The sequence below is a fragment of the Streptomyces sp. CB01881 genome, assembly GCF_002953255.1.
Classification (GTDB): Bacteria; Actinomycetota; Actinomycetes; order Streptomycetales; family Streptomycetaceae; genus Kitasatospora.
Map to the genome: position 1 here is coordinate 7,293,802 of NZ_CP026498.1, position 13,827 is coordinate 7,307,628.

The following is a 13,827-nucleotide window of genomic DNA, read 5'->3' on the forward strand; positions in this document are numbered from 1 at the left end:
GATAAGGCAGTACTAAGCGACAGAGCAACAGACCGTAGGCCGGCGCACGGCGCGAGGCGCGCGGTACGGGGTCGACCGGAGGAGTCACGTGGCAGCCAGCGACCGGGCGGACAAGTCCTCCCGCGAGGAGGCCCTGCTGCGGGCCTCCCTCACCGCCATCGCGCCCGGCACGGGGCTGCGTGACGGCCTGGAACGCGTGCTGCGGGCCAACACCGGTGGTCTCATCGTGCTCGGATTCGACAAGACGGTCGAGTCGATCTGCACCGGTGGGTTCGTCCTGGACGTCGAGTTCACCGCCACCAGGCTGCGCGAGCTGTGCAAACTCGACGGCGCCGTGGTGCTGGACAAGGACATCACCAAGATCGTCCGGGCCGGGGTGCACCTGATGCCGGACTCGACCATCCCCACCGATGAGACCGGCACCCGGCACCGCACCGCGGAGCGGGTCAACCGGCAGACCGGGTTCCCGGTGGTCGCGGTCTCGCACTCGATGCGGCTGATCGCGATGTACGTCAACGGCACCCGCCGGGTCCTGGAGGACTCCACCACCGTCCTCTCCCGGGCCAACCAGGCGCTGGCCACCCTGGAGCGGTACAAGCTCCGCCTGGACGAGGTCGCCGGCACGCTCTCCGCCCTGGAGATCGAGGACCTGGTGACGGTCCGCGACGTCACCGCCGTCGCCCAGCGCCTGGAGATGGTCCGGCTGATTGCCACCGAGATCGCCGGCTACGTGCTGGAGCTCGGCATCGACGGCCGGCTGCTCTCGCTCCAGCTGGACGAGCTGATCGCGGGCGTGGAGCCGGAGCGCGAGCTGGTCGCGCGGGACTACTTCCCGGAGCGGGCCGCCAAGAAGGGCCGGACGGTCACCGAGGTGCTGGCCGACCTGGAGGCGCTGACCCACGCCGAGCTGCTCGACCTCCAGACGGTGGCGAAGGCACTCGGCTACTCGGGCTCGCCGGAGTCGCTGGACTCGGCGGTCTCGCCGCGCGGCTACCGGCTGCTGGCCAAGATCCCGCGCCTGCCCAACACGGTGATAGAGCGGCTGGTCGAGCACTTCGGCGGTCTGCAGAAGCTGCTGGCGGCCAGCATCGACGATCTGCAGACGGTCGAGGGCGTCGGCGAGACGCGGGCCCGCTCGGTCCGCGAGGGTCTGTCCCGCCTGGCCGAGTCGTCCATCCTGGAGCGCTACGTCTGACCGGCGCGCCGCTGGGCAGGTGAACACCGGACGCGTGGAACACCGGATGGGTGAACACCGGACGCGTGGAACGGCCCCGGGGAGTTGATCCCCCGGGGGCCGTTCCGTCGTCGTGGGCCCGTTACTGCGTCACACGGAGCAGCAGGTTGGGGCTGCCGCTGCCGATCGAGGTGAGCCTGCCGCTGGTCGCGGCCGAGGTGAGGGCGGTGGTGACGCCCGCCGGGGTGGCCCCCGGGTGGTACGAGAGGTGGACCGCCGCCGCGCCGGCCACGTGCGGGCTGGCCATCGAGGTGCCGGAGATGGTGTTGGTGGCGGTGTCGCTGGTGTTCCAGGCCGAGGTGATGGAGCTGCCGGGGGCGAAGAGGTCGACCCGGCTGCCGTAGTTGGAGTAGCTCGCCCTGGCGTCCGTGCTGGTGCTCGCGCCGACGGTGATCGCGGTCGGGACCCGGGCGGGGGAGTAGTTCTGCGCGAGGCTCCCGGAGTTGCCGGCGGCTATCGCGTAGGTGACGCCGGAGGCGATCGAGTCGGCCACCGCGTTGTCCAGCGAGGTGCTGGCCGAGCCGCCGAGGCTGAGGTTGGCGACGGCGGGCTTCCTCGCGTTCTGGGTGACCCAGTTGACGCCCGCGATCACGCCCGCGGTGGTTCCGGAGCCGTTGTTGTCGAGCACCCGGACGCCGACCGCCTTGGCGCTCTTGGCCACCCCGTACGCGGACCCGGCGATGGTCGCGGCGACGTGGGTGCCGTGGCCGTTGCCGTCCTGGGCGACCGCGTCGTTGTGCTTTCGGCTCGTCATACCGGAGACACGCCAAGGACATCGGGCGTCACCGGGGTTTCGGGGTGAACCGGGAGGAAGGCACGGAGGAACCCGGATTCCGGCAAGCCGGGAGCCGGCCGGGCGTCACCCGCCGACACGTGCGGACACCGGCCGACACCGTTCCTCAACGCCGCCGCAGCGGGCCGCTCCGCCGGTCCGACCGGAAACGGCCGGAAACGGCCGGAAGCAGTCGGACACGGTCGCGGGCACTCGTGAAGGCCGCCGCGCGGACGGGGGCCGCCCGGGAAGGACCGGCCCCCGGGGCACCGGGACCGGGGCAGGGGGCGCCGCCCGCGAGCACCCGGAGACACGCCGAAGCCCCGGCGGGAAGGGCCGGGGCTTCGGGGAGGTGGGTGAGGCGGGCTCAGCTCTCCAGGCGGATCGAGGAGCGCGCCGACACCTGGCCGCCGGAGAGGCCGGTGAGGTCGGCGACCACCAGGTAGTTGCCGGCCGGTGCGGGCGCCGGGTCGGCCGTGGCGCACTGCTGCTTGCTGCGGCTGCGGTCCCAGGTGAAGGTCTCGGTCAGGCTGCCGTTCGCCGGGATCTGCACCCAGTTGCCGCTACGGTCGGACGGGCAGTCGCCGGAGGACCAGATGCGCTCGCCGTTGCTGGCCGTGACGGTGATGGCGGAGGCGGTCCGGCCGAGGTCCACCCGGCAGTTGGCGGCCGAGGAGTTGTGGACGGTCAGCGCCAGCTTCGGCTTGTCCTTGGGCTGGTAGGAGTTCTGGGCTCCGGCCAGCTCCAGCGTCACCTGCGAGGAGGCGCAGACGGGCAGCGCCATGACCTCGGGGGTGTTCACCGCGGGAGCACCGCCGCCGCTGCCGCCGCTGCCACTGGTGCCGCCGCCGGTGCCGCCGGCCGTACCGCCGCCCGCGGCCGCACCACCCGCGGCGCCGCCGCCCGCCGCACCGCCGGTCGCGGGGGCGGGGTTGGGCGCGCCGCCCGTGCCGCCGGTGCTGAGGCTGACGTCGCCGCCGCCGGAGCCGGAGACCGCGCCGCCGCCCGGGTTGGTACCGCCGCTGCCGCTGCCGGGGCGCGGGTTGTTCGCGGAGCCGCTGGGGGAGGCGCCGGGCGTGATCGCCTGGGCGGGGGTCTGGGACTGGGAGGGTGCGGCCTGCGCGGCCTTGCCGGATGATCCGCCGTCGCCACCGCCCTGATCGGACATCAGCCAGGCGATCAGGGCGACGACCGCGGCGACGGCGACGAGCACGACGACGCGTCGTCGCCAGTAGATCGAAGCCGGCAGCGGTCCCACGGGTTGACGGAGAGAGGGCACGCCCAAACTCTACGAGACAGTGTGTGCCCTGTGACTCACCAACACCGCACAGTCGCCCCTTCCTTCACATGATCCGCCATTTGCGCCGTTCGAGGGAGGCCGAGCGGGGGGTTTCGCGAGGCGATACGGAATCATCCACTCCGCTTCGGAAGCCCGGACGGGCGTGGGAGGATCGAAGGGCCATGGCTGCCATCACCGTCACCCCCGCCCCCAGTGCCGCCACCGACCGGCTGCCGGTGCCGCTGCCGGTGCTGCACTCGACCGTCCTCGGCTGGTACGAGGCCAACGCCCGCGAGCTGCCCTGGCGGACTCCCGAGGCCTCGCCCTGGGCGGTGATGGTGAGCGAGTTCATGCTCCAGCAGACCCCGGTGAAGCGGGTGCTGCCCGCCTACGCGGCGTGGCTGGAGCGGTGGCCGACGCCGGCCGACCTGGCCGCCGAGGCGCCCGGTGAGGCGGTCCGGATGTGGGGCCGGCTCGGCTACCCGCGGCGGGCGCTGCGCCTGCACGCGGCGGCGGTGGCGATCACCGAGGAGCACGGCGGCCTCGTCCCGGACGACCACGCGACGCTGCTCTCGCTGCCCGGGGTGGGGGAGTACACGGCGGCCGCGGTCGCCTCGTTCGCCTTCCGGCAGCGCCACGTGGTGCTGGACACCAACGTCCGCCGGGTGTTCGCCCGGGCGGTGACGGGTGTCGAGTACCCGGCGCAGGCCACCACGGCCGCCGAGCGGCGGACGGCGACCGCGCTGCTTCCCGACGACACCGCGACGGCGGCGACCTGGGCCGTCGCCGTGATGGAGCTGGGCGCACTGGTCTGCACGGCCCGGAGCCCGGAGTGCGGCGGCTGCCCGCTGTTCGCCGGCTGCGCCTGGCAGCGGGCGGGCCGCCCGCCGTACGAGGGCCCGGCCCGGCGAGGCCAGTCGTACGAGGGGACCGACCGGCAGGTCCGCGGGAAGCTGCTGGCGGTGCTGCGTGCCGAGCACGGCACGGTCGAGCAGGCCCGGCTGGACGCCGTCTGGCCGGACGCGGTGCAGCGGGCCCGGGCGCTGGACGGCCTGGTCGCCGACGGCCTGGTCGAGCCGGTCGAGCAGGGTGTCTACCGGCTGCCGCAGTAGTCGCCCGGGGAGGCGGCCGTGCGCGCCGCCGCCGCGGTTCCCGCCGGTCCGGCGAGCGGAAACAGGAAATCCCCCTCTCCTGGAAGGAAGAGGGGGATCTCCGGGTGGCGGGACGTCAGATCGCGACGGCTTCGGCATTGGGCTCGGTGGCCTTGCCGTCGCCCTCCGGTGCCGGAGCACCGGCGCCGCGCAGCGGGATCTCGCGGATGAAGAGCGCGGCGGCGACCGCGATCACCGCGACCCCGGCGCCCCACAGGAAGACGGTGTGCATGCCGTTGGCCACGGCGTGGTGGTAGGCGTCCTGGACGGGGGCGGGCAGCGCCTTGAGTGCGGCCGGGCTCAGCTGGCTCGGGTCACCCTTGCCGCCGCCGTTCGCGGCCGCCTCGCCGAGCCGGTCCTTCATGGTCGCGGCGACGCGGTTGTTGAACAGCGCACCGAACAGCGCGACGCCGAAGGAGCCGCCGATGGTGCGGAACAGCGTGGCGGTGGAGCTGGCCACGCCCATGTCCTTCAGCTCGACGCTGTTCTGCGCGACCAGCATGGTGATCTGCATCAGGAAGCCCATGCCGGCGCCGAGCACGACCATCCAGCAGGACGCGACGAAGCTGCTGGTGTCGGTGGAGAGCGTGGAGAGCAGGACCATGCCGGCGGTCATCACGATCGTGCCGATGATCGGGAAGATCCGGTACTTGCCGGTCTTGGTCACCGCCTGGCCGACCACCAGTGAGACGACCAGCATGCCGAACATCATCGGCATCAGCAGCAGGCCGGAGTTGGTGGCCGAGGCGCCCTGGACGATCTGCTGGTACAGCGGCAGGAAGACGGTCGAGCCGAACATCACGAAGCCGACCACGAAGCCGATGATCGAGACCAGGGTGAAGTTCAGGTTCTTGAACAGGCCGAGCGGGAGCATCGGCTCCTGGACCCGCTGCTCGACGTAGCAGAAGGCGATCAGGGTGGCGGCGGCCAGCGCGGCCAGGCCCAGGATCTGCTTGGAGCCCCAGGCGTACTCCTGGCCGCCCCAGGTGGTGATCAGGGTCAGCGCGGTGATGCCGGTGGTGAGCAGGACGGCGCCGAGGTAGTCGATCCGGGCCTTGCTGCGGACCTTCGGCAGCTTCAGGGTGACCATGACGACGGCGAGCGCGACCGCGCCGAGCGGCAGGTTGATGTAGAACGTCCAGTGCCAGCTCAGGTGGTCGGTGATGAAGCCGCCGACCAGCGGGCCGCCGATGGTGGCGAGCGCCATCACCGCGGCGAACATGCCCTGGTACTTGCCGCGGTCGCGCGGCGGGACCAGCGCGCCCATGATCGACATCACGCCGACCATCAGACCGCCGGCGCCCAGGCCCTGGAGGGCGCGGAAGCCGATCAGCTCGTTCATGTTCTGGGAGAGGCCGGAGAGGGCCGAGCCCACCAGGAAGATCACGATCGAGGTGAGGAAGGTGCCCTTGCGGCCGTAGAGGTCGCCGAGCTTGCCCCAGATCGGGGTGGAGGCGGCGGTGGCCAGGGTGTACGAGGTGACCACCCAGGACAGGTGCTCGGCGCCGCCGAGGTCGCCGACGATGGTCGGCATCGCGGTGCCGACGATCAGGCCGTCGAGCATGGCGAGCAGCATGGTGACCACCAGGCCGACCATCACCAGGCGGATCTCACGGGGGGAGCGCGCCTGCTCCTCCTCCTCGGACGTCTTCTTCTCCGGTGCCGGGTTGTCGGCCTTGGGTTGTGACATGGGTGGGGTCTCCCGGACAGGATCGGACGACCGGTCGGGCCTTCGCGGCTCACTTACTTGTCGCCCGGCTAGTTTGTTGACCGTGGGCACGGTAGGTTGTTCGCTAGCCGGTCGTCAAGCCAGTTTCCCGGCCGGTGTCCTGGGCAGGGAGAATGAGCCCGGGGAAGGTGTCGAACGGCACCCGACGAACGAGTAGTAGTCAACCGACGCAGTCATGAGGCAGGCCATGGGTACTCCGCACAGCCCCCGCAGCGACACCCGGGCCCGCATCATCGTGGTGGCACTGGAGCTCTTCTCCGAGCAGGGCTACGAGCAGACCTCGCTGCGGGAGATCGCCGACCGGCTGGGCGTCACCAAGGCCGCGCTCTACTACCACTTCAAGACCAAGGACGACATCGTCCACGGCATCGTCGAGAGCATGGCCGCTCCGATCGACGAGACCATCGCGTGGGGGCGCGAGCGGCCCTGGACACCGGAGCTGCGGGACGAGCTGATCCGGCGGTTCGCGGCGGGCATGTCCGAGCGGGCGCCGCTGCTGCGCTTCTTCCACGAGAACCAGCCCGCGCTGCGCGACTCGCCGGCCGGGCTGGAGTTCAAGGAGCGGATGGTCGCGATGGTCCGGCTGGTGCACGGCCCGGAGGCCACCTTCGAGGACAGGCTGCGCGCCGCGATGTCGCTGTTCGCCATCAACTCGGCGCTGTTCCTGCTCAAGCAGGACACCTCCGACGAAGAGGCGGCCGGGCACGTGCCGGACGACGCGGTGAAGGTGGCCACGCTGGAGGAGGCGATGGCGGCCGCGCAGCGGGTCGCGCTGGAGATCGGCGCCCTGATCGACCACCCCGCAACGCGCGTCTGACCGGGCCGGGGCCGCACTCGAACACCCGGTGGCGGCCCGGACGCCCGACCGCGCCCTGGGGGCCCGTCGGAGCTGTGGGCCGCTCAGAACCCGGTGACCCCGTGCCCGGAGAGGTACGCGATCGGGTTGATCACCGAGCCGTAGTGGTTGCTGGAGCGGATCTCGAAGTGCAGGTGCGGCCCGGTCGAGTTGCCGGTGCTCCCGGACTTGCCGATCTGCTCGGCCGCCGACACCCGCTCGCCCGCCGACACCGAGATCGACGACATGTGCGCGTACTGCGCGAAGCGCCCGTCGGGGAGCCGGAGCACGACCTCCTTGCCGTAGGCGCCGTCCCAGCCGGCCGACACGACGGTGGCGTTGCCGACCGCGAGCAGCGGGGTGCCCGGGGCGACCGCGAAGTCCACCCCGGTGTGGTAGCCGGCCGCGTACTCGGGGTTGGCCACCCCGTACGGGTTGCTGGTCGGCGCGCCCGGGACGGGGGCGGACCAGTCGGGAGCCGGAGCCGGAGCCGGAGCCGGAGCCGGAGCGGGGGCCGGGGCGGGGGCCGGGGCCGGCGCGGGCTCGGGGGCCGGCTCGGCGGCGGGCGTCTGGTCGGCGGACGGCGCCGGGGCGGCCGCGGGCGGCTCGGTGGCCAGCAGGTTGGCGGCGACCGCCACGTACTTCTGGGCGGAGTCGTGCTGGTGCGGCAGCTTGTACGAACTCGGGCCCGCCACCTGGACGAGAGCCGCGGTGGGAGTCGCGCCCTGAGCGGCCGTGAACGCCGAGTTGCCGGGGGTGGTCGGTATGACCGTCTGCGCCGAGGCGCTGCCGGGGGCGGCGAGCAGCAGGGCGCCGGACAGTATCACCGCGCTGGCCCCGACCGCCGTGACGGTGCGGTGCCGGTCGGCGCCGAGCGGGCCGAGGGGCAGGGCGCGGCCGGGCGCGGTGAGCGCGCGCAGCGGGGCGGCGTGGGTGCGGACGGCCTGGCCGAGCCGGGGCTGCCAGGCCGCCGCCTGGGTCGCCGCGCGGGCGGCGAGGCGGCGGAGGGCCGGCCCCATGGGCGGGACGGAAGACATCGGGGAGCTCAACCTCACGGACGTACGGGGGCGGCACAACGAGCCCGTTCGGGCGTGCTGAGCGGGGGACCACTCAGGTGTAACCGTCACCGGGCGGAGTCCCAAACGGTGTGACGTACTACGGCGTGTAGTCGGCGTGGCGCCGGAGATTCAAGCTGACGGAGTAACGATCAGACGATCCGATCGTCGGTTCACGGCCTGGACCGTTCCGTGCGTCCGTCCGGGTCGTCTACTACGGCTGGTCGTATCGCCTCGCGCCGCTGTGACCAGTGCCACCCGCCCCCGGGGTTTGGACGCCTCCGGGGTGCGGATCCGGGGCACACGCCCGCACCGCTGACCGGAGGCCTCCACTGCGGGACCATCGACACATGTATCCCAACAGGAGCGAATCCACCGAAGGCGGCCACGGTCCGGGCCTCCAGGAGCGCCGCTTCGCCGCGCGGCGCGGCTGCGAGCGGCTGCTCTCCGGCACCCGGCCGCGGACCCTGCGCGAGCACCTGGCCGCCCTGGCCGAGGACGCCGAGGGCGTGTACGACCTGGACCGCCGGCCGGACATGTACGGGGACGGCGTGGTCGGCGCCCTGGAGGAGAAGGTCGCCGGACTGCTCGGCACCGAGGATGCGGCGTTCTTCCCGACCGGCACCATGGCCCAGCAGGTGGCGCTGCGGATCCACGCCGAGGCCGCCCGCCTGCCGACGGTCGCGACGCACCCGCTCGGCCACACCGAGCAGCACGAACGGCACGCCCTCACCGTGCTGGGGGGCCTGCGCAGCGTCTGGCCCACCGTCGCGCCGCGGCTGCCGACGGTGGCCGAGCTGGAGGCGTTCGACGAGCCGTACGCCGCGATGATCGTGGAGCTGCCGCTGCGCGAGGCCGGGTTCGTCCTGCCGACCTGGGCGGAGCTGGAGGCGGTCGCCGCGGTGGTCCGGGAGGGGCACGGGGCGGCGCTGCACCTGGACGGCGCGCGGATCTGGGAGTCGGCCGTCCACTTCGGGCGTTCGCTGCCGGAGATCACCGCGACGGCCGACTCGGTCTACGTCTCCTTCTACAAGACGCTCGGCGGGATCAGCGGTGCCGCGCTGGCCGGCGGCTCGGCCTTCGTCCGGACCGCCAGGGCCTGGCGGCACCGCTACGGGGGCCAGCTCTTCCAGCAGTGGCCGGCCGCGCTGGCCGCCCTGGCCGGGCTGGACCGCGAACTGCCGCGGCTGGCCGGGTACGTGACGCACGCCAAGACGGTCGCGGCGGCGCTCGCGGAGGCGTTCGCGGTGGTCCCGGGCGCGCGGGTCCACCCGGCGCCGCCGCACACCCACCAGTTCCAGCTCTGGCTGCCCTACACCCCGGAGGAGCTGGACACCGCGGGCCTTCGGCTGGCGGAGGAGGCGGGGACGGCCCTGTTCGGCGCCTGGCGGGAGCGGGAACTGCCCGGCCTGTCGATGACCGAGGTCACCGTGGCGGCCGACGCGCTGGACTGGACCGAGAAGGAGATCGCGGAGGCGGTGGACGCCTTTCTCGCCCTGCTGCCGAAGCGGCCGCTCTAACGGCTCTGAACCGCTCTGAACCGCTCCGAGCCGAGCCACGTCGAGTCGCTCCGAGCCGTCCTGCGCCGGAGCGAGTCGGGCTGAGCCGTTCTGCGTCGGGCTGAGCCGTCCTGAGCCGGAGTGAGCCGGGGGAGCCGGGCCGAAAGAACGTCCGGCCCGCCCCCGCGGGTGCGGGGACGGGCCGGACGGGTGAATCAGTGATGCCTGGTCAGAGGCTGATCGTCACTGCTCGTTTCGATCAGTTGTCGACCGGGCGGACCCGGATCCAGGTCTCCAGGTAGTTCGAGGACTCGTTCTCGACCTCGATGCTGGTACCGGTCTTCGGGACCTTGACGCTGCTGTACTTGTTGTCCTCGGACCAGTACGACTTCAGGTCGCTGAACTCGTCGACGCCCTTGGCGCGCGGGACGACGGTCTCGACGCCGGCCTTGTGCAGGGTCAGCGCGTCGGTCTTGCGCGAGCCGAAGGGCGAGTCGTAGCCCTGGATGCGCGGGCGCATCAGGGTGCCGTCGGCCCACTTGATCGGGGTCGGGTGCGAGTCGATCGGGAGGATCAGACCCTCGCCCGGGTGGTTGGTGACGTTGTTGTCGCTCTGCGACTCGTCCCAGTACCAGATCAGCAGGCCGGCCTGGTACGGGTAGTGCTCCACCCAGTTCGGCTTGGCGGCACCGAAGCCGAAGTTGTACGGGCCGGTCTTGAGGGTCCGGTCGTACGAGATGTACTGGCGGTTCTCGGCGATGTAGTAGTTCGCGTACTCGTTCGAGAACTTGCCGGCGATGCGGGAGAAGCCCTTGGCGGCCCAGCCGTTGTCACCGTTCTCGGCACCGTCGGTGAAGACGGTGGCGCCGTCGGCGGTGACGCTGATCTCGTCCAGGGCCAGGCCCTTGAGGTGCAGACCGCCGTCGGTGGTGTTGTGGAAGCGGACCTTGACGGCCTTGCCGGCGTAGGCGTCCAGCGGGAAGACCAGGTCGCCCCACTTGTTGCCCGAGTTGCCGCTCAGCGACGCCTTGTCGGCGGCGTTGTGCGGGAGGGCGGTGCCGTTGAAGGTGCCCTCCAGGGCCTTCCAGGTGGCGCCACCGTCGGTGGAGACCTCGCCGTAGGCGTAGTCGAAGTCCTGCTCCAGGTCGTACCAGGCCTTCGCCGAGAGCGAGGCCTTGGTCTTGCCGGTCAGGTCGACGTCGCGGGTCAGCGTGACGTCGAGGTTGTCGGCGCTGCCGCTCCACCACTCGTTGGCACCCGCGAACGGGGTGTTGATCTCGGTGGTGACGACCTTCTTGGGCAGGTCGACGACGAGCGCCTGCGGCAGCTTGGAGTTGTACTCCACCGGGCCGATGTGGTGCGTCGACTCGGTGCCGGCCTTGGCCTTGTCGAACTTCAGCCAGCCGAGCTTGAGCTTGCTCCAGACGTCGAGGTCGTTCGGCATGTCGCCGATCGAGTTCTTGCCCTCGCCCAGCCAGGAGCCGGAGGACATCAGCGACCAGAAGCCGACCGAGTTGTCGATCCCGCTGCCCGAGGTGTCGTACAGGTCCGGCAGGCCGAGGTCGTGACCGTACTCGTGGGCGAAGACACCGAGGCCGCCGTTCTCGGGCTGCATGGTGTAGTCGCCGATCCAGATGCCGGTGTCGCCGACCGGGGTGCCGCCGAGCAGGTTGTTCGCCGGGCCGGTCGAGCCGCGCTGGGTGCCGTAGACGTACGAGCGGTGGGCCCAGAGCGCGTCGGTGCCCTGCTTGCCGCCGCCCGCCGACTGGTCCTCACCGGCGTGCACGATCTGGAAGTGGTCGATGTAACCGTCCGGCTCGTTGAAGTTGCCGTTGTGGTTGTAGTCGTACCGGTCCCACTGGTCGTACTGCGAGATGGTGGCCTTGATCTGAGCGTCCGTCTGGCCCTTGGCCTTCTGGTCGGCGACCCAGGCGTTGATGCCGTCGCGGATCAGGTCCTGCGCGTTGTTGCAGACGTGCTGGCCGCAGTAGTCCGAGCCGTAACGGGCCTCGTTCCACGGCACCTTGACCCAGTCGGTGACCTGGCCGTCGACGGTGTAGCGGCCCGAGGACTGCTTCTCGTAGAACGTCTTCAGCGAGTCCTGGGTCTTGCTGAAGTACATGTCCTGGTAGTGCTGCTGGTTGTAGTCAGCCTGCCAGAGCGTCGAGTTGTTGGTCGCCGCGTCGGGCTTCTCGATCTGGTTGTGCACCGGACCAGGGGTGCCACCGAACTTGGTCTTGCCGTCCGGCGTCTTCGTGGTGTTGTCCACCTGGTCACTGAAGTCGACCAGGATGGTGAAGATCTTGTCCGTGCGCTCACGGGCCAGCTCGACGTACTTGTCCTTGCCGAGCTTGATGCTGCTGCCGCCGCCGTGCTGCTCGATCTTGGCGGTGCCGGCGAGGAGCTGCTCGGTGGCGGCCTTCTGCTCGGCCTCGACCTTCTCGGTGAGCGGGCCCGGCAGGTTGTGTTCAGTGCTGACCTGAACGGCGTCGGCCGGGTCCTGCGGCACCGGGGCGGAACCGGCGGCGTAGGCCGTGCCCGGGAGCAGCCCCGCGCCGAGCGCGGCTATGACCGCGGCGGCCGAAACGCCCGCAGCGGCTTTCCTGGTCATCTTCAACGTTGTGACGTCCTCCCCAAACCGGTCCGGCTCATGGCCTTCCGGTAAACCAAATGAAAGACAGGTGGACGACATTTGATCCAAGGGTCGACGGAAAAGATAGACCTTGACCGTGACATGGCCACACCGCTATGCTCCGCGACTCCCTATCAGCTGACGATCCGTCAACGTCATTGCCATTAAAGATGACAGTTGATTTGGTCGCACTCGCACCACCCCCTGAGCGCGCCCGCCACCTGCGGCTTCGTGGGGTGGATCACAGGTTTTGCCAACGCGCGTAAAACGGTCTGAGCCCCCGGCGCGAACGCCGGGGGCTCAGACCGTTGTCTGTTATCTGTTAAATGTTGCTACTTCGTCAGGTCCGGACCCGGCGAGGCAACGGCGGCCGGAGTGTCCGCGACCGCGGACTTCTCCACACCGGTGAAGGTGAACTTCGCGTCCTTGCCCTCGCCCTCGACACCGACGACCACGATGTGGCCGGCCCGCAGCTCGCCGAAGAGGATCTTCTCGGAGAGGTGGTCCTCGATCTCGCGCTGGATGGTGCGGCGCAGCGGACGGGCACCCAGGATCGGGTCGTAGCCGCGCTTGGCCAGCAGCTTCTTGGCCTCGACGCTGAGCTCCAGGCCCATGTCGCGGTCCTTGAGGCGGCCGTCCACCTTGTCGATCATCAGGTCGACAATCTGGATGATGTCTTCCTCGGACAGCTGGTGGAAGACCACGATGTCGTCGACGCGGTTCAGGAACTCGGGGCGGAAGTGCTGCTTGAGCTCCTCGCCGACCTTCGCCTTCATCCGCTCGTACCCGGTCTGGGTGTCACCCGTGGCCGCGAAGCCCAGGTTGAAGCCCTTGGAGATGTCCCGGGTGCCGAGGTTGGTCGTCATGATGATGACGGTGTTCTTGAAGTCGACCACGCGGCCCTGGGAGTCGGTCAGGCGACCGTCCTCCAGGATCTGCAGCAGCGAGTTGAAGATATCCGGGTGGGCCTTCTCGACCTCGTCGAAGAGGACGACGGAGAACGGCTTGCGGCGCACCTTCTCGGTGAGCTGGCCGCCCTCCTCGTAGCCCACGTAGCCGGGGGGCGAGCCGAAGAGCCGGGAGACGGTGTGCTTCTCCGAGAACTCCGACATGTCGAGCGAGATCAGCGCGTCCTCGTCGCCGAAGAGGAACTCGGCGAGCGTCTTGGACAGCTCGGTCTTACCGACACCGGACGGGCCGGCGAAGATGAACGAGCCGCCGGGGCGCTTCGGGTCCTTGAGGCCCGCACGGGTGCGCCGGATGGCCTGGGAGAGCGCCTTGATGGCGTCCTTCTGGCCGATGACGCGCTTGTGCAGCTCGTCCTCCATGCGCAGCAGCCGGGAGGACTCCTCCTCGGTGAGCTTGAAGACCGGGATGCCGGTGGCGGTGGCCAGGACCTCGGCGATGAGCTCCTCGTCCACCTCCGCGACGACGTCCATGTCGCCGGCCTTCCACTCCTTCTCGCGCTTGGCCTTGGCCTGAAGGAGCTGCTTCTCGTCGTCGCGCAGGGACGCGGCCTTCTCGAAGTCCTGCGCGTCGATCGCGCTCTCCTTCTCGCGGCGAACGTCGGCGATCTTCTCGTCGAACTCGCGCAGGTCCGGCGGCGCGGTCATCCGGCGGATGCGCATCCGCCGGATGACC

At 70.8% G+C, this 13,827-nt stretch carries 9 protein-coding genes and 1 pseudogene; 4 read left to right on the forward strand and 6 right to left on the reverse strand.

The features are described 5' to 3' along the window. Positions 1-136: 136 nt before the first annotated feature. Complete coding sequence (gene disA, locus C2142_RS21780) at positions 137-1,195, forward strand: DNA integrity scanning diadenylate cyclase DisA (RefSeq protein ID WP_148644934.1); 1,059 nt, start codon at positions 137-139, stop codon at positions 1,193-1,195. Between the two features lie 121 nt (positions 1,196-1,316). Here disA and C2142_RS21785 read toward each other — a convergent pair. Together C2142_RS21785 and C2142_RS41665 are read right to left on the reverse strand one after the other, a co-directional pair. After that, positions 1,317-1,970, reverse strand: a pseudogene (locus C2142_RS21785) (S8 family peptidase); the annotation flags it as partial. 403 nt (positions 1,971-2,373) lie between these two features. Continuing rightward, positions 2,374-3,285 carry a hypothetical protein gene (locus C2142_RS41665; protein WP_162002519.1) on the reverse strand — a complete coding sequence of 304 codons (912 nt, stop codon included), beginning with the start codon at positions 3,283-3,285 and terminating at the stop codon, positions 2,374-2,376. 182 nt (positions 3,286-3,467) lie between these two features. On the opposite strand from C2142_RS41665, the gene C2142_RS21795 reads away from it, so the two are divergent. Further along, the gene (locus C2142_RS21795) at positions 3,468-4,397 is read left to right on the forward strand and encodes an A/G-specific adenine glycosylase (protein ID WP_148644212.1); all 930 of its coding nucleotides are present in this window, start codon (positions 3,468-3,470) and stop codon (positions 4,395-4,397) included. A 115-nt stretch (positions 4,398-4,512) separates the two neighbouring features. Here the strand turns inward: C2142_RS21795 and C2142_RS21800 are convergent, their stop codons facing one another. Beyond that, the gene (locus C2142_RS21800) at positions 4,513-6,033 is read right to left on the reverse strand and encodes an MDR family MFS transporter (protein WP_241003245.1); all 1,521 of its coding nucleotides are present in this window, start codon (positions 6,031-6,033) and stop codon (positions 4,513-4,515) included. Positions 6,034-6,352: 319 nt separating this feature from the next. On the opposite strand from C2142_RS21800, the gene C2142_RS21805 reads away from it, so the two are divergent. Beyond that, complete coding sequence (locus C2142_RS21805; RefSeq protein ID WP_162002520.1) at positions 6,353-6,982, forward strand: TetR/AcrR family transcriptional regulator; 630 nt, start codon at positions 6,353-6,355, stop codon at positions 6,980-6,982. An 83-nt stretch (positions 6,983-7,065) separates the two neighbouring features. On the opposite strand, the gene C2142_RS21810 is transcribed toward C2142_RS21805, so the two are convergent. Further along, positions 7,066-8,019, reverse strand: a complete 954-nt coding sequence (locus C2142_RS21810) for a M23 family metallopeptidase (RefSeq protein ID WP_148644214.1) — start codon at positions 8,017-8,019, stop codon at positions 7,066-7,068. 386 nt (positions 8,020-8,405) lie between these two features. On the opposite strand from C2142_RS21810, the gene C2142_RS21815 reads away from it, so the two are divergent. Next, positions 8,406-9,575, forward strand: a complete 1,170-nt coding sequence (locus tag C2142_RS21815) for a beta-eliminating lyase-related protein (protein ID WP_148644215.1) — start codon at positions 8,406-8,408, stop codon at positions 9,573-9,575. Positions 9,576-9,813: 238 nt separating this feature from the next. Here the strand turns inward: C2142_RS21815 and C2142_RS21820 are convergent, their stop codons facing one another. Continuing rightward, on the reverse strand, positions 9,814-12,165 hold the full coding sequence (locus C2142_RS21820) for an immune inhibitor A domain-containing protein (protein ID WP_148644216.1): 2,352 nt from the start codon (positions 12,163-12,165) through the stop codon (positions 9,814-9,816). 353 nt (positions 12,166-12,518) lie between these two features. Further along, a partial coding sequence (locus C2142_RS40160) for an AAA family ATPase (protein WP_241002714.1) occupies positions 12,519-13,827 on the reverse strand: 1,309 nt, incomplete at its 5' end.